General features: G+C 47.7%; 13 protein-coding genes. 1 reads left to right on the top strand and 12 read right to left on the bottom strand.

Going from position 1 to position 21,337, the window contains the following annotated elements; all coding sequences use genetic code 11:
• Positions 1–74: 74 nt before the first annotated feature.
• The 5 genes from NFR62_RS04025 to NFR62_RS04045 form a co-directional block, all read right to left on the bottom strand.
• On the bottom strand, positions 75–938 hold the full coding sequence (locus NFR62_RS04025; protein WP_251614632.1) for a type II restriction endonuclease: 864 nt from the start codon (positions 936–938) through the stop codon (positions 75–77).
• A gap of 13 nt (positions 939–951) precedes the next feature.
• Complete coding sequence (locus NFR62_RS04030) at positions 952–1,956, bottom strand: DNA adenine methylase (RefSeq protein ID WP_251614634.1); 1,005 nt, start codon at positions 1,954–1,956, stop codon at positions 952–954.
• A gap of 91 nt (positions 1,957–2,047) precedes the next feature.
• Positions 2,048–2,548, bottom strand: a complete 501-nt coding sequence (locus tag NFR62_RS04035; protein ID WP_251614638.1) for a PaaI family thioesterase — start codon at positions 2,546–2,548, stop codon at positions 2,048–2,050.
• A gap of 336 nt (positions 2,549–2,884) precedes the next feature.
• On the bottom strand, positions 2,885–3,640 hold the full coding sequence (locus tag NFR62_RS04040; RefSeq protein WP_251614641.1) for a zinc metallopeptidase: 756 nt from the start codon (positions 3,638–3,640) through the stop codon (positions 2,885–2,887).
• A 142-nt stretch (positions 3,641–3,782) separates the two neighbouring features.
• Positions 3,783–4,370, bottom strand: coding sequence for a hypothetical protein (locus tag NFR62_RS04045; protein WP_251614645.1), 588 nt, complete (start codon positions 4,368–4,370; stop codon positions 3,783–3,785).
• A 243-nt stretch (positions 4,371–4,613) separates the two neighbouring features.
• Between NFR62_RS04045 and NFR62_RS04050 the strand changes: the two genes are divergently transcribed.
• Positions 4,614–5,156 (top strand): hypothetical protein, encoded by a 543-nt coding sequence (locus NFR62_RS04050; protein WP_251614648.1) that lies wholly within the window; start codon positions 4,614–4,616, stop codon positions 5,154–5,156.
• A gap of 65 nt (positions 5,157–5,221) precedes the next feature.
• On the opposite strand, the gene NFR62_RS04055 is transcribed toward NFR62_RS04050, so the two are convergent.
• The 7 genes from NFR62_RS04055 to NFR62_RS04085 form a co-directional block, all read right to left on the bottom strand.
• The gene (locus NFR62_RS04055) at positions 5,222–9,001 is read right to left on the bottom strand and encodes a chitobiase/beta-hexosaminidase C-terminal domain-containing protein (RefSeq protein WP_251614650.1); all 3,780 of its coding nucleotides are present in this window, start codon (positions 8,999–9,001) and stop codon (positions 5,222–5,224) included.
• Positions 8,998–12,123, bottom strand: a complete 3,126-nt coding sequence (locus tag NFR62_RS04060; protein ID WP_251614653.1) for a chitobiase/beta-hexosaminidase C-terminal domain-containing protein — start codon at positions 12,121–12,123, stop codon at positions 8,998–9,000. The genes NFR62_RS04055 and NFR62_RS04060 overlap by 4 nt, the downstream gene beginning before the upstream one ends.
• A gap of 34 nt (positions 12,124–12,157) precedes the next feature.
• A complete protein-coding gene (locus NFR62_RS04065) occupies positions 12,158–14,401 on the bottom strand; it encodes a X2-like carbohydrate binding domain-containing protein (RefSeq protein ID WP_251614657.1) in 2,244 nt (747 codons plus the stop codon).
• 462 nt (positions 14,402–14,863) lie between these two features.
• Complete coding sequence (locus NFR62_RS04070; RefSeq protein ID WP_251614660.1) at positions 14,864–15,643, bottom strand: 3-keto-alpha-glucoside-1,2-lyase-like domain-containing protein; 780 nt, start codon at positions 15,641–15,643, stop codon at positions 14,864–14,866.
• Between the two features lie 4 nt (positions 15,644–15,647).
• On the bottom strand, positions 15,648–18,164 hold the full coding sequence (locus tag NFR62_RS04075; protein ID WP_251614663.1) for a discoidin domain-containing protein: 2,517 nt from the start codon (positions 18,162–18,164) through the stop codon (positions 15,648–15,650).
• Positions 18,157–19,518 (bottom strand): Ig-like domain-containing protein, encoded by a 1,362-nt coding sequence (locus tag NFR62_RS04080; RefSeq protein ID WP_251614665.1) that lies wholly within the window; start codon positions 19,516–19,518, stop codon positions 18,157–18,159. Before NFR62_RS04080 ends, NFR62_RS04075 begins: the two co-directional genes overlap by 8 nt.
• 91 nt (positions 19,519–19,609) lie before the next feature.
• The gene (locus NFR62_RS04085) at positions 19,610–21,325 is read right to left on the bottom strand and encodes a type 2 periplasmic-binding domain-containing protein (RefSeq protein WP_251614669.1); all 1,716 of its coding nucleotides are present in this window, start codon (positions 21,323–21,325) and stop codon (positions 19,610–19,612) included.
• Positions 21,326–21,337 lie beyond the last annotated feature (12 nt).

A 21,337-nucleotide genomic window follows, 5' to 3' on the forward strand; every position in this document is an offset into this window, starting at 1 on the left:
TTTATCACGCAATTCTAAAATACAATTATATAAAAGTTAAAAGCTCTTGAAAGAATTTCAAGAGCTTTTTAACATCAATAAAACAGTTTAGAAATAACTCCGTTTTCTAAATCGGAAATGCAATACAAATTGTCTAAAACATCAAAAGTTTCTTCTAAATTATGTCGCGCAGATTTCCAACCTTCGTAACCGTCCGTAAACCATACAAAAACAAAATCTTCGATTTGTTTTGCTTCTAAGGCAATAGTTTTATAGCTTCTTGCAGTTTCGTTCAATTTCGATCCGCCAACCGAATAAAAATTCGTTTCTATAGCATAAATCGTTTTACTTTTCTTAACTACAAAATCAAATCGCTTTTCGGCTTTGCCTTGATTGGAAATACCCGACAAATCAACACCCCATTTCTTTTCAATCGCAGATAACTTCATTTCTTTAAAATATGTTTCGCCCTTCACGAGATCCGCTTTGATAAGATAATCTTCCACAAGTTTTTCCATTAAATGTCCGCCGCGATTTTTGCGACCGTTACTATCAAGACCTACTTCTACGCCGGTAACATAATCCACTAGGTTATTTATTACATGATTTGCAATTAAATCGAACAGCCCTGTTTTTAGCATAAGCATCATGTATTCTTTTGCAGTGTAGTTTGGATTACAAAAATTGAAAAAATATTCGCCGTCACCGTCAATAGCGTAAAGCTCACGACCACGAACGGCAAGCAAAATAGGAATACACTTTAAAACTTGCGGATAATCTTCTATAAGCTTTTGAAAGTCACTTTCGATATTTTTAGAGCCGATAAGCGAATTGAGTATATTCAACTCAATTTTTATTTTTTCAACATTACCATACACCTTCTTAAAATCAACATAGTAGTCGTAATTGCAAATATTTGATTTGAAAGATTTAAGCCATTCGTTAAAATTCCTTTTCATATTACGCTTCCCCTTAATTGCAAATAAGCAACTCGTTTATTTTGCCTCTATTTGCGGCTTTGCTATTTATCATTCGGCTTGCCGATATACGTTTTATTTCATATTCTTTATAAAGTTCGTCAAAAAAAGTGTCGTCGAAATTGACGTTTTTAGGGTCGGAATTACTTAACACAAATTTCGCACCGATTTTATTTATCTCATCTACAAATTTTGCAAGCCTTCGTTGCGCGTCGTCATCAAAAATATCAGATGTATATGATATAAACGAAGATGTTTTCGAAAGCGGACGATACGGCGGATCAAAATATACAAAAGTATTTTTGTCTATAAATTTTTTGGAGAGCGAATAATCGCCGCAAACAATGGTTGCATTTTGCAAAGCCTTATGTACATTTCGCAAATTTTCAAAATCGCAAATCTTCGGCTTTTTATATTCTCCCATAGGAACATTAAATTGCCCATGTTTATTTACACGATAAAGACCGTTAAAGCAAGTCCTATTTAAAAATATAAAATCTGCCGCTTTATCTATTGCCGTAGTCTCGCATAAACTTGTAGTATTAAAATTTTCACGAACAGAATAATAATAAAGCTTTCTTCCGTTTTTATCAATACGCCAAAAAAAAGTTTGCATTTCTTGCAATTTTTCGATTAAACTATCTATGTTCCTTTTAATAACTTGATAAGCGTTTATAAGCTCGGCATTTATATCGCCAATATACATTTCTTCAAAATCGTATTTTGATAATATGTTAAAAAACAACGCGCCGCCGCCCACCATAGGCTCGCAATATTTTGTCAAGTCTTTTTCGCCGTTTATAGGCAACATCTTTTCAAGTTCCCTAACAATTTGACCTTTTCCTCCCGCCCACTTAACAAAAGGTTTTAAAACAGAATTATGATTGTTGGCAACCATAATTTCGCAGTTGTTTCTATTTTTGCCACATAAAACGGAAGCTCTTTTTTGTGAAATATTCCATCTTTCGACGTTTTCTTTTGTCGATACAAAATCAAACATATTATCAACCTTAAAAGTAACGTTTATAACTTCAAACCTTAAACACCAAAAAAGCACTATTGACGATTCTCAGTAAAACCTACTTTTCTCTTTAAATTTCTATTTCTTTAACGTCGTCGGGAATCATGTAGCACATTTCATCGTGAACGGAAATGTTTTCGGCAATTTGCTCGGGCGCGAGACGCATATAGTTTGTTGTGCCGTTCGCAAGAATATTGCCGCAGGAATCGTAAAGGGCGACTTGAGCCGAAAAGAACTTAGGGGTGTCGCGCACGATTTTGCCAACGCCCACAAGCGGCACACCGTAAGGCACAGGTTTGCGATATTTGGTATCGAGCGAAAACGTTACGCCGAACGATTTTTCCGAAAGTTCTTTCGCCCAAAGCGCCCGCAATCCCATTTCGTCGAGCATGGCGGTTATCAGTCCGCCGTGAACTCTGCCCGGATAGCTTTGGTGCGCCTCGCGGTAAGAAAAAAGCGTTGCAACGCTGCCGTCCTCCAAATTATAAAACGGCGCGCGAACGCCGTATTCGTTGTCGAGCCCGCACATTATGCACATTTTGCTATTTCGTTGCTTTCCTATAACTTTCATAATTTTTTCTCCGCTATGCAGCCCGCTTTGTTTCGAACGCCAACTTTTTTTCAATTCGAACAGATTTTGCGCCGCAATTTTTTTAAACTCCGCAACGAATATATTTTAACACTTTTAACACGATATTTCAAGCGATTCCACTGCGGCGGAATTATTTTTGCGGCATGCTCTCGCAGAAAGAATAAATTCCCGACAAACAAAAAGCAAAAAAGCGCGAGCAAACGATAGAACTGTTCTAAACGTTTTGCCCGCGCCCGCAAAGAGCTAAAATAAATATAAGCTCGGCATTTTATACAAACGGAACGAAAAGCGGAAAACCGTTGCCGCCGTTCCGAATTAACGGTTGCGGTTGCGCGACATGAGCAAAAGAGCGAAAAAGCGCAGGAATTGAATAAGCGACATTAAAAAGCTCACAACATACGTCATTGCGGCGGCGGTAAGCACTTTGCGCGACATGGCAGCTTCTTCGCTTGAAAAGAAATTTTCTTTAAGTTCCTTTTGCGCCCGCCTGCTTGCGTCGAACTCGGTGGGAAGAGTTACAAGCGAAAAAAGCATACTGAGCCCGAACACGACTATGCCCGCCCAAATAAATATTCTGCCAACAAGCGTATAGGGGGACGCAAAACCGAAAAGCATGCCCACAAGCAAAAGAGGAAAAAGCGCGCGGTTGGCAAAATTCACCACAGGCACAAGCTTTATTCTAAGCGACGAGAACACATACTTTTTAGCGTGCTGAATAGCGTGCCCCGCTTCGTGGCAAGCAACGCCTATCGCGCTTACGCTCGTTGAACCGTATACGCTTTGCGACAAAGACAGCACGTTGTTTGTAGGATTGAAATTGTCGGTTAAATGCCCCGCCACGCGCACTATTTGCACCGAATACAGCCCGTTGCGGTCAAGAACCTTGCGAGCCACTTCCGCCGCAGTAAGTCCGCAATCCGCCCGCACATTGCATTTGTTGAAAGTGGAACTTACTTTTATTTGAGCCACAACGCCGGCGATAGTAAGCGGAATAAACAGCGCTATAACCACAAGATAAAACCGATATTCGGGAGAAAATCCGAGCCAAAAATTACGCAACAAATCTAACATTTTATTACCTCCGTTGCATTTTTTGTAACAGTATACACTCAAAGGAAGTTTTTGTCAAACGAAAAATGTTCGCTCTATGGCTAAGATTTCCTCGTCCGTAACGCCCGCTTACAATAACGCAGTTCGTGCAACGCAAAAAAACTCACGCGAAAAACTTTTTCATTATTTGCAAAAACTCGCCCACTTCCGCCTCGTCGAGCGACGCGATGTAGTCGTTAAGTTTTTTGTAGTTGTCGGTTTCGCTTCCCGCCGCAACCGTTTCTTTCAAATACGGATTGTAATAATCTTTTCCGCTCGCGCCTATTCTGCGCATAACTTCGTTCACCTTTTCGCGGTGGTGCAAAATCATGCTGCGGTATTTGTTTTGAAGTCTGAGTGCCTTTTTCCCATCGCCGCCTGACATATCGGCAATAACCTGACGCACGCTTACGCCGCGCGCCTTTCCCGAAAGCACGTTTTCAAGTAACTCGTCTATCTCGTCTGCCTCGAATAATTCGAACCGTTCGCGCGAAGAGTCCACAAGTTCTATGCCCAAATCTTTGGCGAGGCTGGGCACGAGCTCGAACATTTTGAGCTGGCTGTAATAATAATTGCGTACGCTGTTCACGCTTCTGCCCGTTTTGTCGCTCATTGCCGAAAACGCCCACACGAGACCGCGCTCTTTTTCTTTCGCTTCGCGCGCAAGGCTAAACAGCGTTTTTGTTTGTTCGATTGTCCAATTATTTTCCATAAGTAATTAAAGTCCTCCGTTTATTTTAATACTACACGCAATAATAGCCAAACCGTCATTTTTTTATACATAAAATCATAAATATGTTTTATACGCATAGCCAACTCCGAATTTCTCACCCGAAGCCGCTTTATAGCACGCGCGCAAAAGTTTTACGCTTTTAAACCCCTAAGAAGTCGGAGCTTACGGAGAACGCTCTCTGCGTGTATCGCTAAAACGTTTATAGAGGTTAGCTAATACGGTATGGAATCGGTCTATCATTTTATTGCGGAAAACAGCGTGTTGCTTTTAAACGGTTCGTTTGTGCAGTCGGCGCAAAGCGTGCGATACAGTTCGAACGAACCTCTTTTTGTAACGGTGCTGCCGCTTGAAGCCATGTATTTGCCTTACACTGCCGAAATATTAAACGGCAAGGCTCTTTCTAACAAGAGCCTTGCCGTGTGTTGCGATATGGGCGACGGACATTTTTACATTGAATTAAAGCCGCGTTGCGCTTACGTTTTTTCGCCTCAAACACCAGTTTCCGTGCCGAGCGCGTCGGCGCCCGCCCAACTTCTCGCGTTTGTGCGCGAAGGTAATTTTTCAGCCGCGCGCTCCATGCTTACTTCCGAGCTTTCGGATTCGATTTCCGACGAAGCTCTCGCCGACTTTTTCGACGGCGTGATTGCTGTGCGCGAAAATACTTTCACTCCGCAAAAAGGCTATTTGCTCGTAAAGTCGGACGGAACGGCACCCCGCTGCGACATAGCCATGCGCGGCGGATTGATAGAAAACATAATTATGTGAGTATACATATAAATTCCCGTCCTTTCTAAACGAACGGACGGGAATTTTTTTGACTGTTAAGCTATTCAGTTTATTCTCTTTCTACGCATAAGCAACGCGCACGCCGCCAAAGCGAACACCGAAAGAAGTATACTTGCGCCGCCTGCGGAGCCGCCGCAACCGCAACCCGATTTACTGCCGCCAGAACCGTCTTTATCCGGTTCGGTTTTTTCCATTGCGGAAACCGCGTCTTTTATTGCCTTTGCCGCAATTTCTCCTTGCGCTTCGGTAATTTCGTCGTTTTCGCAAAGTTTTTCGGCTTGCGCTATTGCGTAATCGAGCCGTTCCGTTTTGTTTTCCTTAACTTTCGCGCCGTCTATAACCGCCTGCAATTCCGACTTGGAGTACAGCTTAACGAGCGCCTTTACAGCGTTGTTCAACTCTAAAACAGCGCCGTTTATTTCGCCTTGCTTGGCTATGCTGCTTTTGTTGACTTCTTGCGCCGCGTCAAGTGCGCGCGAATAAGCGTCAAACGATACCCTTGTGTAGTCATCCGCTTTATAGTTGCATTTTTCGAGTGCCGACGCAAGCAACGTTTTATTATGGCTTATGTTCACAAGCGCGTCTATCGCGTCTTTTAATTGGAACGACGCCACGCCTACAGAGTTTTGCACAGTGAAAGGGTCAGACATAATTTCTTTCGCAGTGTTTAGCTTTTGCATAAGCTCGCTCCAACTCTCTTCGGTAAAGTCGTAGCGTTCCAAACTTTCGGCTAAATCTATAAAGTTTTGCAGCGCCTCTCCGTCGAATCCCGCCGACACCCAAACTTTCGCCGACGCCGAAACGTTCATTACGTTTACGGTGTTTTCTATACCCGTAAGGTCGAACTCCGCCGAAAAATCGTACCAACCCGCAACTTTGCGGTTATAGTTTTCGCTGTGCCAACCTTTAACTCTCAATTCGAGTTCTTTATTGCCCACCGTTTTAATTTTTACCGTTTCGGGAAGTTTGGCGAGAGCCTCTTCCTTTTTGTCGTAAAGCTTAACCGCTGCCGTCACTTCTTCGGCTTGCTCATATAAAGCGTCTTCGAATTTAAGCGCGCCTAATCCGTCGGCGTCGGTAAGTTCTTTAATCCAAAGATTTTCTACGGTTATGCCTATCGAGCCCGCGTGAATCGCAATGTAGCCCGCGTCCATATCGGCACGCGGATTGCGCACAGTGTATGCCGTTTCGCCGTTCACCATAACCGACAACAAGTCGTTGGCGGAAGTAACCCTGAAAGTGAATTGCGCGGGAGTGAAATTAGTTGCCTGAATGTTGGTGCCGCCGAATTCCTGAGCACCGCCGTTCACTCCGTCGTAAGCGCCGACACGCCCTTTGTTTTCGATAAACACTATGTAGCCGTTGTTGCCGTTAAGAACGCCGTTAGGCGACGTTTTGTAAAGCTCGAAGCCCACAAGACCGGCGGTTACGTCGGTCATGGAGAACGTGCCCTCTATTATAAAGTTTTTAAACTTCTTTTCGGTGAGAGCCAGCGCTCTATCCCAACCGCCCACTCCCGCCGCCGCTATTTTTCCGTTTTCGATTTTCCAACTTCCGCCGCCGAGCGAATTCCACGAATCGAGCGTTCCGTAAGTTTTCAAAAGGTCGACTGTGTTGGGCACGGTGTTTGTATCGAACAAAGAAAACGCCGAAATTTCCTGCCAAATGCTTTTGCCCGTTAAACTGCCGCCGCCCGCGCCCACGTTGTGAACGCGGATATAACGAACGCTTTTAGGCTCGAAAGCAATAACGTTGCCGCTGTGCATTTCGTCTTTATACGTTCCGTCCGTGCCGACTTCGCCCGTCACGCTTTGCATGCTGCCGTCGGTGTCGTTGTTGAACACACTCGTCCATGAGTTGAAATCTTCGGACACCTGCACAATAACGTCGGAAAACTCCCAGTTTGCCCAAAACGACACGCTGAGCTTATCGATAACGTGGCTTTTGCCCATATCCACCACAGCCCAACCGTTGGTTTTTTCTTTGGTGAACACTTCGGTATAAGGGTCGTGATAGCCGTCCACAACCACGTCGCCTTTCACGTTTTCGCCCTTTTCGTTGTCTACTTCTATAAGCTGTGTAAACTCTTTGTTGTAAAAACTCACTTTCGAATTAAGCGAAACGTTTTTGCTACCGTCGGTTATTATGTAGTCGGCTTCCGCGATTTGCGAATACTCTCCGTTTTTTACCACTGCGGCGCGAAGCGCTTTATAGCTCCATTCGCCGTCGCGTCCTATTGTGAGCGGCGAAGTGTATTCGAGAGTCGAGCCTTGCGGTTCGCCGAATTCGTTCACGCTCGGGAACGAACCGTCGAGAGTGTAGTAAATGCGAGCGTTTTGTTGAGGCACGGTTATTTTCACCTGTTGCGCTCCGTAGTATGTGCCGCTCAGGTGCGACAATTCGGGAGTTGAAACCCCTTCCGAAATCGAAATATTTTCGCCGTTTAGTTTATAAATTTTTACTTCGCCGGGAAGAAAATCTGTTACGAACACGCCGCTCTCAACGCTTATTTCGGTTTGCGACGGTTTGCCGAGCGTGTTTTTTAAATCCTTATGGTTGGGCAAATTATCGCCGCTTACGGTAGACTTAAATTCGGTTATAGAAGTAACGCCCGAATCCGCCGACACCGAAAACTTACCGCGCTTGCTTTCGCTCGTGGAGTTGTTCATAATCATAACGTAAGTTTCGGTGTTGTCTTTGTTGTAGAAAAGACTTATTATGTAGCTATCCTGTTTGCTTTCGGGCTGTATGAAAAAACTTTTAGGCAACTTTTCCGCGCCGTCGGCAACGTTGCTTCCGCTGTGGTAAGCGTGGGCGCAGTCTATGCTCATCAATAAATCGCCGAGCTGACGAATTTGCCAGTTTTGCTCGGCAAGAGGTTCGTATAGCTCCGTTCTTGTACCGTCGCGGTCTATAACAAAGTCTTGCATGGCTTCGCCGCCGTCTGCCACCGACGTATATTTGGGAGACGCCCAACAAAAATACGAAATCGCTTTAAAACCGTAGGCAACGTATGTGTTTACGTTCCAACGCATTTCGTCAACGTTCGGCTTGCGCATTCCCGCCCACCAGCCCGACTGTGGCATTCCGAGCGTTTTAAGCCGCCCGCTGTTGTAGCCTACCTTTCGTATTGTTTCCATATCCGAAAAATACGAGTTGCGCACTGTTTCCGACGCGGTGAACGGATAATGGTCGTAAGACAAATATTCGAGGTTTTCCGCGCCAACAATATCAACAAAGTTCTGAACGTGTTGAGCGTAAGTTCCTCCGAGAGCGGTAGTGCCCGCATAGTTCGGATAAAGGTTTACATACGGGCTGCGCTCGGGGTCGCTTTTCAAACACATATCGAACAGCTCCGCCGTAGCTTTAAACTGCGACGCGCTCGGTTCGTCTTTAACATAATAGCCGACGCAATGCTTAGCCATTTCTTTAAAGGCGGGGTCGTTGTATCCGTTTGAGCCGCTTTTAGTGGCGTCGTACAAATACATCATTCCGTTGTCGGCGTAAGCTTTTTCGATTGCGTCGTAGTCGTAAAAGTTGGCGCCGTCGTGATTTATATCGGTTCCTATGGCTTCGGGATGCCAGTTAAAGTTTATGCCCGCCGCGCCCATGTCTTCCGTTTGCTCGGCGTAGCTTTTAATGCTCAAATCGTAATAACTCACCCAAGAGCCGAACATAAATTCGTTTATTAAATTGCGAGGAACAAAAACCTCCTCTTCGGCGCTCGCCTTCATCGCTTTATTTGCCGTAATCGCTCCCGCCGAACACGCCATAACGGCGCCGAGCAACAAAAGAGCGAGTTTTTTCCTTTTCTTTATTTTCATATTCTTACCCTCTTTTTCTTAATAAGCGCAACGGCACAAACAACGAACAAAATCGCAATAACGACGCTTGCTCCGCCAAAGCTTGATTTACAACCTTTTTTCTTGCTTTCTTGCTTGGCGTCAGGCTCGGAGTCTGCGGGTTCGTCCGATTTAAGAGCGAGCTCGGAGAATGCCTTGTTCAGTTTCTGCGTAACCGCCGCGACCTCTTCTTTTGTTGCGTCCGATTTCTTCAAAATGATTTCGGCTTCGGTCTTTGCGTCGGCAAGCACTTGAAGCGACAATGCGGTGTATTCTTTCCCCTCTTCGGGAACTGCGTTTTGAATAGCCGCACGCAATTCTTTAACGGATACGAGCGAGTCGATTGCGGTTTGCAACGAGTTCTTTGCGGCGTCGAATTCGGACTGAGAGTGTTTTTCGGCTGCAACGCTTTCGGCTTTTTCTATTTCCGATTTTAGCGCGTCGAACGTGGACGCGGTATAGTCTGCCGCCGCATGTTTTTCCGCTTCGGTTATAAGCGCGTTAAGTTCGCTTGCGTCGCCGTAGGCTTCAAGCCCCGCAACGGCTTCTTCAAGAGCGGTTTTAGCCGCAGTTACCGCATTTGCGGAACATTCGGCTTGCGCCGAAAGAGCTTCGGCTTCTTCGAGTGCGTCCTCTACCGCCGCAACAGAAGCTTGCGTATAATTTTCGGTAGTGTAGCCCGCATTTTTAACTTCTTGCGCAAAAGCGTTAAGTTCTTCTATTTGCGCTTGCGTCGCTTTAAGTTCTTTCGCCGCAAGAATTTTTTGCAAAGCGTCTTTCGCCGCGTTCACCTGCGAGCTCGACGCATTCGCGTTCGAATGAGTCTCTTCGGCGGACGCAATAGCTCCTTCGAGTCCGTTTAAGCTCGCCGATGTGTAAAGCGTTTTGTCGAGAGCTTTCGCCTCGTCTATAACAGATTTGAGCGCCGCTTTTTCGGCGGAGCTTGCAATTCGGGCAAGCGCCTTTATTGCCGCGTTCAATTCTTCGAGAGCGGTCGCGGCTTCTTCTTCGGTTACCGAAAGGTTGTTTACCGCAGCTTGCGCCGCGTCTATTTTGGTTTGCAACACCGCCCACGACGCCGCCGTATATTCTTCTTCCACGAGAGCGGAAGCCGCGTCGAGCGCCGCTTGCAATTCGGTTGTATCCGTTTTTTCGGCAACCGTAACGGTAGCTTTAAACTCGGGCATTTTTCCGAATACGTCGGTAAGATTTTCGGGCAAGGAATAAGCGGCGGTAAATTCGTAGTTGCCCGCAGTGGTAGCGCTGTATTCCGGCTCCGTCCAACTGAGCGCAACCGAATGCGAGTTGCCCGCGTAGTCGAGCACGTTTACCTGCGCGGGAAGATTCAATTTTTCGCGTACTTGTTCTATTTGAGTGTTATACGGCACTTCAACCGTTTTAGCGGTAAAGCTCGCGCTTTTAACCGTTTGCTCCACCTCAATATCTTCGATTTGTTTCGCGGCGGCATAAGCCTCAATTTCTCCCAAGCAAGTGTTGCTGTCGGAGCCCCCGTTCCCCATGTTATTATTAGTAAAACGTACATAACGAGCCGAAACGCCGTCGCACGGGAAAACATTTCCTTCATTCATCTTACTGTCAACGCCTATTTGCCCGTTCCAACCCGTAAGGTTTTTCGTTTCTTGCGTAAGTCCTTGTTTACCGCCGTTGTAAACCGTAGTCCCGTCAATTTCAAGACTTTCAACAGTGCTGAACACCGTTATAACGTTTTGCTCAAACGCAGGGTCGTTAGAAAGTTGCACAATAACGTTTTGGAAGCACCATGCCGCAAGCATGTGCACTTTAACGCGAGCAACGGGATATGTTTTTCCCAAATCCGCAAACACCCAGCCTTGCGTGTTTCCCGCCGTGCTCAAAGTATTAAAGCCTGCCCAATCGTTAGTGTTTCCGTCGGTAAGTCGCGCGGTATTTCCTCCCGCCCAAGACAGATTATAGCAACCCGAACCTGCGCCGCTGTCGCCGTTGCCGTCGGGCATATAAGCGTAAGCGGGTAGCGTTTGAGAAAAATCCGTCATGCTTTTAAAAATTGCGGTTTTGTTTAACAATAAGTTTCCTGCGGGCAAACCTATTTTATATTGATAGTCCGCCGCCAAACTCTGCCATTCGTCGGTTACTACTATTGCGCGAAGAACGCAAGCTTCCTCAACTGCGCTCAAATCGATTGCACCCGAATAGAGAGTAGAGCTCGTTGTGGGATAGCTTCCGTCGAGCGTATAATATATTTTTCCGTTCTCATAAGGAGTGGAAAGAGTAACTTCGCCGAGCGAAGAGTGGAAACCCGCTTCGAGCGAGGCGAGCGGCGGCATGCCCTTTTCAACTCCGTACACCTCTATTTCGGTGAACACGGTGTTGCTGCTGTATTCGCTTCCGTTGCCGTGAGTGTTGTTCGTTATGCGAACATAGCGCGCCATAACGTTGTTCGCGGGGAAAATATTTCCTTCCGCCTGCTTGCTGTCTATTCCCAAGCTACCGTTCCAACCTGTAAGCGGTTTGGTTTCAACGCTAAGCCCCTTTCTGCCGCCGCTGTAAACCGTTTCGCCGTTAAATTCGAGCGAATCCACAGTGCTCATAATAGTTGTTACGCCGCTTTCGAAATTCGCGTCGTTCGACACCTGAATAATCATATCGGTAAAGCACCAAGCGGCGAGCAAATGAACTTTAACGCGCTCTATGGGATAAGGCGCGCCCAAATCGACAACCGCCCAACCGCGCACGTCCTTAGCTGTGGAAATGGCGTTCCACTTTTCCCACTTATCGCCTATGCCGTCGGTGAGAACGGCGGTGGTGTTTCCGATATTGCTCGCGTTGTAGCATCCCGAATTAGCAATCGCGTCGCCGTTCAAATCGGGAAAATACGCGTAATAATCGAGCGTTTGCGAAAAATCGGTTAAACTGCGAAATTCTCCCGCTTTGCCGCGCGCAAGATTTTTCGTTACCGCTTCTACGGGCGGAACCGCAGTGGATTGCTCGGCGGCATTCGCCGCAGAAATTTGCGAGCGGAAAAAGGCATACCCCCCCCCGAAGCCCGCAATAGCCAACACTCCCGCCAACAAAAACGAGAGCAATGTCGTTCGTGTTTTCCTCATAACAATTTCTCCTTTAATTTTTTATAACCCACGCTCAAAGCTGTGTGAGCGTTAAATTATCAACTACAATAACCGACGGCATCCACAAATTGAAATCGAGTTTTGTGCAATTTTCGTTAGGCGTTATATCGAACGCAATATGGTAGAACCCGTTTTCGTCGGGCGCCGACACCGAAGTGTTGGACCCAACCTGCTGACCCTCGTTTTGCACAGTGTAGCCGTTTTCCGTTTTTGTAACGCGGATATAAACCGCGTCGGCTCCGCTTCCGAAAGTAACGGGCATATAAAGGCTGTTCCCCGCGATAACGAAATTCGTTTCGGTGGTAACGCTAACAAGTTTTATATCGAATTCCATTCGGTAAGTTTTGCCCGCCTCGAACGTTACGGGATAGAACGGACCGCCGAGCGCGAGCATAGTGGCGGTTTTCGTTACGGTAAGTTGCATTCCGTTACCGCTTTTTCCATCAACCTCTTGGGCGTCGCATTCTATGCCGAAACCTTTGTTTATATCGTTATTGTCAAAGTCTATAAACATGAGTTTGTTCGATTCCACCGTAAAAGCAACGTCGGCGTTTTCTTCGAACGTAATCGTAACGTCCTCTTTTCCCGAAATTTTTTCGAGATAGGCGGCTTTAAGCGTGAGCGTGTTTCCGCTAACCGAATAATCGCCGCTTTTTAGCTCGCCTTTCGAATCCGATATCGTGGCGTCGCTCAAAGAAAATCCGTCGCATTTAACCGCAAAATCCATGTCTTTGTTATTAAGAGTATAGCGGAAGCTGTCGGCGGTAACCTCGAACGAATAATTATTCACAACAAGCGTAAGCGTTTGAACACCGTTTGCCGAAAACACAGTTAAAACGTGTTCGCCCGCAGAAAGAGGGGAAAGCGCGCTCGCCTTTAACGTGAGCGTTCCGTTTTCAAAAGAATATTCGTTCTCCGAAAGCGCGGCGCCGTTAAGCGTTAGCCCGAGCAAACGTTCGGAACCGAAAGTAATCGACACATCCGATTCGGCATTAAGCGGAACTCTTACCGAATCTGTTTCGGCAACAGCCATTTTTCCGCACTGCGGAGTTATTTTAACGCCGTCCACCGTTAAATCGCCAACCATCCACACAGCCATGTCGAACACTTTCCATTCGCTCTTATATGTAAACTCAATATAAAGCCGGTACCACTCGCCCGCCTTTGTGAATTGCGAAAAGGTGCTCGCGCTGTCGGAAGTAAAATAATAGCCGTCGGTTTCGTTATAACGAATATATCCCAAATCTGCGTTCACATTGGGAGTTGCCGTAAAGAAGCGAACGGGAACGAGCAAATCAAGCACGCTGCTTGTGCCCGCTTGCGTGCGCTCGAAGTTGAAATACGCTGTAAGCGAATACTTTTTGCCGCTCGTAAATCCGTATTCGCCCGCGTCCAACTGAAAAAGCACTCCCGCGCTCGGGCTTGAAACGTGCCCGCCTTTGCCTATAAGCCCCTCGTCAACCTCTTTAACCGACAGTCCCGCGCCGTAACCGCTCGGCGTTTTAAAGCCGTCGTAGTTTACAAAAAACGTCTCTTTGGGTTCAAAGCCTACGGTAACGGCACAATCGGCGTATCCTCCCTTTTGGTCGAAGAACACAAATTCGTAAAGTCCGTTCGGAAGAGTGTCTAAAAACGGCTTGCCGAGCGTAATTTTGCCGTCGGCATAAGAATAGTGCGCGGGCGCGAGTTCCGCGCCGTTCACAGTTACTTTGGTGAGCGCGCCCGTTCCGAAATCCACCTTAAACGAAACGGCGTTGCCGTCGTAGCTCTTCATTCGAACAGGGTCGGTAAACGTTATTCCCTCTTTGGTTACGTCAACCGTAAACGAGCACTCGCCGCCCTCAGCCGCGAGCACGAACGTATGCGTCCCCGACGACAGTGTGGCTATATAATCGCCGTTTAACGTCAGTTTGCTCACGCGGCGACGATAAGCGGTGGAAGGCAACGGTATTCCGCTTTCGGTTAGCGAAATAAACGACCCCCCCCCGTAGTTTACGGTAAATTCGAGCCCATTCGCGCAGTTGTTCGCGTCTGCTCGCGCGGACGCGGGCGTAACTGTGGGCGCGGTGATTTGCGGCACATCGGGCAGGTCGTCGTCGGGATTATCCGGGTCGTCGCCGTCGGGCGGCGTTTGCACGTTGTCGCCGTTCGGCGGGTTTTTCGCGTCGTCGGTTTTGCCGCACGCGAACATGCAACACACTGCGCACACAAGGCACAGCGCGAGCGCAAGTAGTTTAATAAACAATTTTCTCTTCATTTTTATGACCTCCTAAATCATATAATTTTTTTTAATAAAAATACTTTTTTATTCGTTCCATGTTGGGGATTGCGTCGCTATCGCTCGCAATGACACTGTTGCACGGGATTGCTTCGCTATCGCTCGCAATGACATACTCACCCCCCCTTGTCATTGCGAGGAACGAACGCAGTGAGTGACGCGGCAATCTTTGCTTCGTTATTCGTTCCATGTTGGGGATTGCGTCGCTGCGCTCGCAATGACATACTCACCCCCCCTTGTCATTGCGAGGAACGAACGCAGTGAGTGACGCGGCAATCTCTGTTTCGTTATTCGCTCCATGTTGGGGATTGCGTCGCTATCGCTCGCAATGACATTGTTGCACGGGATTGCGTCGCTGCGCTCGCAATACTCGCCTACGGCTCGTGGCGTTCGCACACTGCGTGTGCTCGGCTAATACACTGTAACCGTTTGTCATTGCCGCTATATAAGTTCTTCGAGAGGCGTGCCGTCGTGAGCGCCCGAATATTTGTTTTCTTCGTTGGCGCCAACCTGTTGCTTCGACAAACTTTTAATCTTAAAATTACGGAACGCGCAATCGTTGTTCACCGACTGCAACGACACATAGCCTTTAACGTAGTCGGTTGAATTGAGAGTTTGTTCGAGCACAAGAGCATCGTCTACCCACACCGACACAAGAGTTCCGCGCGCCGTTATTCTCATATTGTGCCACATCATGGGAAGCCAATTTTTAACCGCGTCTTTCTCCACAATTCCGTTGCTTAAAGGTCCCCATAAAGTAATTTTGCCGTTTTGCTGCATGAACACGCCGGTGCCGCCGCCCGAAGTTGTGTAATACTTTCCGGGAATTTGTTGGCGTATGCCTATCACGGGCCAAAACGAAGTGAGGTTTCCCGCTTTAATATCCACGCTCAATTCGAAATCGTCGAACACGTCGCCCGTGTACGTCATTATAGCTATGTTCACGGTATCCGACTCGCTGTCTAAATTGCCGACGCGCCATATAGCGCCGTCGCGCACCTGCCAAGTGTAATCGAGCTTGTCGGTACGGCGGGCGTTTTGAGTGGAAACAAAGTGAAAATCGAAGTTCTCTTCTATTTCGGCGCGTTCGCCGAGCGATATTTCTTTGTCGTAGCCGCTTTTTGCGCTCTCTTGCGTTTGCGCAAAAGCTACGGCGGAAACGCAACTCAAACAAATAACTAAGGCGAGCAAAAACGCCGTAAGCGTAAATTTCTTTTTCATTTTCCTACTCCTCTATAAGTTTGTTTTCAAGAGTTATATACCACGTTTTGCCTGCGGGAAGTTTAACGCTCCACTTCTCGCCGTCTTTCTTTATTTCGGGTTTGGAAAGATTCTTGTTTACTTCAACAGAATATACTCGGTTCCCGTAGCGATATTCGCGCACTCCCGCATAGCTCATATCCGAAGGCAAATTGCTTTCTATTTTAAGTCCTTTAAGCGCGGGCGTAATTCCCACAACGTCGGTTACAAACGTGAGCGGCACAAGCCCCGATTCGGGGAACTCTCCGTTTATGCTCACTTGATAAATGCCGAACTTTGTGCGCGGGTCGCGGCGCAGTTGGTCTTTGTGGAATTCGTCCATTATAGCGTTGAATCTGCCTATCGCGTTATCCGCCGACACAACCGTTCTGCCCGAAACGTCGTAATGCGAAATATAGAAAATAGTTCCGCCGTTTTGCATTTGATTGCCGTATTCGCCCCAGTGTCCGGGAAGCACGTCGTTGAACGAGTGCCCGTTATACCACCAGTAGTGCAGTCCGTCTTCAACAATAGTTTCAACCGCCACCGTATTAGAGCGCGCCGACACTTTAAAGTTATAAATATCTTCGCCCGTAGAAGTGTCGCCCTCCACAATGCGTTTGCCGTCCACCCAATCGTATACGAGCTTTGCCTGCTCTTCGCTCGCAAGTCCCGCAGACGCCGCCATAAAGTTTACGAACGTTACGCCGAAATCGAGCACGTCTCCCTTAACGTTTATTGCCGTTATGTAACGCCCCGCTTCGTCGTCCCAAAAAGTTTCGTTAAACACCCGCTTGATTTTGGGCGCGAGTTCGGCGTAATACTCCGCGTCCGAAGTATTTCCGATATAGTTCTCTATATCCGCCATTGCGAGCACCGAACGGTAGAAAAGCACGTTTTCGTAAGCGGAATTATAGCCGAAGAAATTCAGCGAATCCCAGTAGTTCGACGAAACGCCGCGCACGGTGCCGTCGTTGCGCGGGTCGTAAATAGTCATAAGTCCCGACTCGCCGTTAAGATTTATAAGCATGTATTCCATAGCTTTGCGGAGCTTGTCGAGCATCTTTTGCCCTCTGCTGTTCACGCTGTCTAAAAAGCCCGCCGTGCCGTTGCCCGTTAAAAGATAATCGCGCGAAGCTATTATAAGCGCGGGATTGTTCGTGTAGTGGTTTTGCTCGCCCAAATGTTGCGGAGCGCTTTCGGTTGCCCAAATAAAACCGTCGTCGCGCGAATTGTTGTTGTATTCCGACGTGTCCACAACGTATTTGCCGCTCGAATCTTTATACCACCCGTCGCCGCCGTACACCGCGTTTTTAAGCGAATTTACATGAATGTTCACGGCTTCGTCGTAGCCCGACCAGTTTAGTTGCGCGCCGTTCCATTCCGTCCATTCTATCGACGCCGTCATAGTTTGCCCCGAGCGGAACGGCTCGACGTTGGTTGACGCTCCGCGAAGCGAATTGTACATTCTCGGTTCGGTTTTCGCTATGCCGAAAATCGCCCACATGTTGCTGAGGTCGGCGTTATAGTAGCCGTCGTAAGAGGTGTATAAAAGCGTTCCCTTATTGCCGTATACCCGCATTTCCTCAACGGCAAAATATTTTACGCCCGAACTCGAAAGCGGATACAATAAGCTCTTAATCCGTATGCCGTTAGCCGTTATTTGATTCAGCGGCAAGTCGAGCGTCGCGCCTTTGGGGTTGGGGAAATTCATTATGCAACTGTACAGCCCCTCCGAGTTCGGAAGCACATAGTAGTAGTGCGGAAGCATATACCAATTTTCGCCGCCGTCGGTGGTGTATTCCACGCTTATGTTCGAGGGGAATATTTGCACGTCGGACGGGAATTTTATTTCGAGAGTGTCGAGAGTATAATAACCGTCGAACAAATATCCCACATAATCCTGCGACGAAACGGAATCCGACACCGCGCTTTGCCAACGCGTAGAGTTGTCGCCGTCGGCAATTTTCGCCGCAGAATGAGCGTTGTCAGAATTTGCGGAACTTATAGCGCTTACGCCCGTAATCATGTTGCCCGCATAATCGTCGCCCGTCACGGTAAGAGTTTGTTCTTCCGTCCAACCGTATAGCTTACCCACTCCCAAATTAACGGCGCAAGCTTTTAATTTGTATGAACCCGCCTTTTTATAGGTGTGGTAAACTTCGCCCATAACCTTGTGGTCGTCGTTGTACACATACGGACCGTTATAACTCCACGTTCCGTCGCCCCAGTCCACAATGTAGTAGTTGTAATTTTCGAGGTCTATATCGGGCATAACGTAGGCAGTGAGTTCTGCTCCCGTTTTTGCCGCCGAAGCGGGCGGAATAACCAAATTTACGTTGGAGCCCGTTTTTTGCGCGTTTTTCGTTTGCTCGTATTCTATTTCTTTCATTGTGCCTACGTTGTTTTCGTCGTTGCCGTCGTTCGGCTTTTTCATAGTGCAACTTGCGCACGAAAATATTAACATACAGCTTAAAACCGTTGCCGCAATCTTTTTAAACATTTTCTTTTTTCCTCCTTACTGCCACAATAACCGAAACAACGAGCAATAATCCCGCCGCCGCAACGGGCGCAACCGCGCCCGCCGACGAGCCGCAACCGCCGCTCTCTTTTTTCTCGTCGGACGCTTTCACGGTTATTTTACATTCCGCCGAGAACTCGCCGTTATAGTCTTTCACCGTAATGGTGCACTCGCCTTCGCCGAGCGCGGTAACGGTGCCGTTGTTCACCATAGCCACTTTGTTGTTTGAACTGCTCCACCGAAAACCCAAATTTTCGGCGTCGTCGGGTGTTATTCCCGCGCTCAAATAAAGTTTTTCACCCACGTTTATTTCGCCATTATTTTGAGAAAGAGTTATTCCGCTGAGCACAGGCTTGGTTTCGGTAACGGTAACGCGAACAGCCGCGCGGAATCCGCCGTCTTCGGTAATGGCGTAAATTTCGGTTGAGCCCGCTTTTAAGGCGTGAATATTGCCGAGCAAGTCGCAAGTTGCTATGTCGGGATTCTCCGAACAAAAACGCACGTTTTTGTTCGCGGCGTTCTCGGGTAGCACTGCGTAGTCGAACTTTTTACTCTCGCCGCCAACCTCCATTTCCGCGCTGTCGTTCAAAACGGTGATTTGCTCGGTTAGAACCGCACTTTGGAAAGCGATTCGGTTTCCGCGAGCGTCGAGGCTGTAAATTTCAACGTTGCCGCTAAACGAACCGGCGGCATTCGCGGTAAAAAGCCCCAACCTGCCGTAGCCTATAAGTTCTTCGGGAACTTCGGTTTCCAATTTCAGCTCGCCGTCTACAAAACACTTTATATAGTCGGCGCACACAACAAGCTTTAACGCGTAGTAACCGCCGTCTTGCGAATCGCCTTTCGCCGCAAATTTCGCCGACGTTTTCTTTGCCGTTAGCGTGCTTCCTTTAAGTTCGACGCAAGGGTCGGGCAAAAAGTAGAGAGCGTTCCCGTCGGCAATGTGGCGCTGTTTTACGTCCTTTTTACCGAATATAATTCCCGTAAGTCCCCTTTGCCCGTATTTAACGCGCGCGTCGAGTTCGAAATAGCGAAGATAGCAATCGTTAAAATAAAGCGCCGCATAATTTCCTTCAACGTCCGCAGTTTCGGTGTCGTTCTTGCGCGTAACGGTTGAGCCGCTCTGAGTCCAGTGCGAAGAAGCTTTCTCCACAGCGCCCTTGCCTCCGCTCGGCACAAACGACGCGACCGCGTTTTCGAAAAAGCTTTCGTTCGATAAATCGATAACGTAAGGCGCAACGCTTTCGTCCGTTTGAGCGCTTGCGAGAACCGCAGTTCCCATTAGCGCCACAGCGGCAACGCAAAGCGCCGCAATAATGGTTTTAAATTTTTTCATTTACAGTTATAACCTCCTTAACATAGCGCGGTTTTCGGCGCCTTCGCGCAGCCGCGCTCTTACTTTCGGAAAACCTACTTTAACCGCGTTTTCAGGCAATCCAACCGTAGCTTTTAAACTGACGAGCCGCCTCTTTCAAAAGGGCGTCGCCGCCGCTCTTTTTCCAATCCGCCATAAAATTATTGTATAAAGTTTGCAAATCCTGAGGCGAAGAGCTTCTTGTGTTTGTAACGTAGTTATATTCGAAAGCCTGCATCTTTTTGGTGAGCGACGCCACCGTAGACGTGTCGAGCTTTAAAACGGAACCGTATTGCAATCTGCGCGGGTATTCCGCAGTTGTGGCATCGTGCTCTATAACCTTGTTTACTATTTTGGTAACTTCTTTGTCGGTAGTGCCTTGCACAACGCCGTCGTCTTTCGAGCGGAAAAACATTCCCCAGTCCCAAGCGCCGGGATATTGCGAACGGTACGAGCGCTCCGAAACACCCTCGTCGCCGGTGTAAATATAAACTTGCGAAGAACCCTCAATTTCGCTGAACGACAGAGAGCTTTCTATTCCCACTCCCCAACGAAGAGCGTCGTATGCGGCCGAACGGTTATAGGTGGTGTTTCCCTCGTCGTCGGTTGTTTTGGTCATGGCGAGGTCGTTTAATAATTTTACTATTTTTTGCATTTTTTGCTCGTCGTTGGCGGCTTTAACCGAAACGGTGATAATAGTTCCCAAAAAGCCGTCGGACGGTTGGAACCCGCCGTAAACTCTTCCGCCCGCTTTGGGCACGGGATACGTTTTCCACCATTCGGTGGTGTCAACTATGTCGCCCGTAGACGGGTCTTTGATTTCGTTGCGGTTGTGGTAGCTTTGGGTACTCTCGCTTATTTCTCCCGTGTACCACTCTATTCCTATTTTGCCTGAGGTTGAGGTTTTCTGCGATGCGTTTTGATAATACCAATTAGGTTCAATCAATTTTTCGAGCACAAGAGTGCGAATGAAATCGAGCATGAGTTTTTCGGTGCCGTCGGTTATTCCGAAATCCACGTTTCCTTTGTCGTCGAAATAAATTCCCCAAGGAAGTTGGCACACAGCACCGTACATTAAAGGAATCCACGTTCCCAAAACGCCGAAATCTTTTTGCTCGCCCGCCGTAGAAAATCCGAAACAGGTAAGATTATTTTGGTCGGAGTTTTTAGCCGTTTTTATCCACCGCGCAAATTCCAACAGAGCGTCGGGGGAATCGGGCATCCACCCTTCTCCGTCGGGCGTTTGCCTGAATTCGTTCGCCCAGTCCTCACGAATTTTAAGCGACCATGCGGGCGGGTCGGGCAAAGTCCAAAGCGCGGTAAGCCCGCCGTTTTCGGTAAGCATCAGTTTAGCTATCGAATCCTCGCCGGGTCGGTCGGCGTCGGGCGTGTTTACAATGGTTTTAAAGTTAGGCATGGAATCAAGGTACGGCGTCCAATCGTTTATCAACACTCCTTGATTGTAAATGGTACGAAACGAGTCTATGCTCTCGAACGCCACAATGTCGGGCATATCGTCGGTGTTCGAGAATTTGAGCTGCGCCGTAGTGGAAAAGTCGCTCGCCGCTATAAGCGTAACGTCGAGCCCGTAGTTATCCTGTATATACTTTTTGTACGGGTCGGCGTCGGTAGTTGCGGTACCCACCGCAGCAGTTGTTAAAATAGTTACTTTGTTCGACGAACTGACCCCTCCCACTATTTTCGCGTCTTTGCATCCCGCGAACGAGAACACGCTCGCACACATTACGAGAGCCATAAAAGCAAAGCTCATCCGCTTGAACATTTTCATTTTCCTTAGTCC

The sequence above is a fragment of the Pumilibacter muris genome, assembly GCF_943193045.1.
Lineage (GTDB): Bacteria > Bacillota > Clostridia > Christensenellales > Pumilibacteraceae > Pumilibacter > Pumilibacter muris.

Bases quoted from the DNA above. Each gene is read 5' to 3' on its own strand.
- NFR62_RS04025 (WP_251614632.1), bottom strand. From the start codon at position 938: ATGAAAAGGAATTTTAACGAATGGCTTAAATCTTTCAAATCAAATATT.
- NFR62_RS04030 (WP_251614634.1), bottom strand. From the start codon at position 1,956: ATGTTTGATTTTGTATCGACAAAAGAAAACGTCGAAAGATGGAATATT.
- NFR62_RS04035 (WP_251614638.1), bottom strand. From the start codon at position 2,548: ATGAAAGTTATAGGAAAGCAACGAAATAGCAAAATGTGCATAATGTGC.
- NFR62_RS04040 (WP_251614641.1), bottom strand. From the start codon at position 3,640: ATGTTAGATTTGTTGCGTAATTTTTGGCTCGGATTTTCTCCCGAATAT.
- NFR62_RS04045 (WP_251614645.1), bottom strand. From the start codon at position 4,370: ATGGAAAATAATTGGACAATCGAACAAACAAAAACGCTGTTTAGCCTT.
- NFR62_RS04050 (WP_251614648.1), top strand. From the start codon at position 4,614: ATGGAATCGGTCTATCATTTTATTGCGGAAAACAGCGTGTTGCTTTTA.
- NFR62_RS04055 (WP_251614650.1), bottom strand. From the start codon at position 9,001: ATGAAAATAAAGAAAAGGAAAAAACTCGCTCTTTTGTTGCTCGGCGCC.
- NFR62_RS04060 (WP_251614653.1), bottom strand. From the start codon at position 12,123: ATGAGGAAAACACGAACGACATTGCTCTCGTTTTTGTTGGCGGGAGTG.
- NFR62_RS04065 (WP_251614657.1), bottom strand. From the start codon at position 14,401: ATGAAGAGAAAATTGTTTATTAAACTACTTGCGCTCGCGCTGTGCCTT.
- NFR62_RS04070 (WP_251614660.1), bottom strand. From the start codon at position 15,643: ATGAAAAAGAAATTTACGCTTACGGCGTTTTTGCTCGCCTTAGTTATT.
- NFR62_RS04075 (WP_251614663.1), bottom strand. From the start codon at position 18,164: ATGTTTAAAAAGATTGCGGCAACGGTTTTAAGCTGTATGTTAATATTT.
- NFR62_RS04080 (WP_251614665.1), bottom strand. From the start codon at position 19,518: ATGAAAAAATTTAAAACCATTATTGCGGCGCTTTGCGTTGCCGCTGTG.
- NFR62_RS04085 (WP_251614669.1), bottom strand. From the start codon at position 21,325: ATGAAAATGTTCAAGCGGATGAGCTTTGCTTTTATGGCTCTCGTAATG.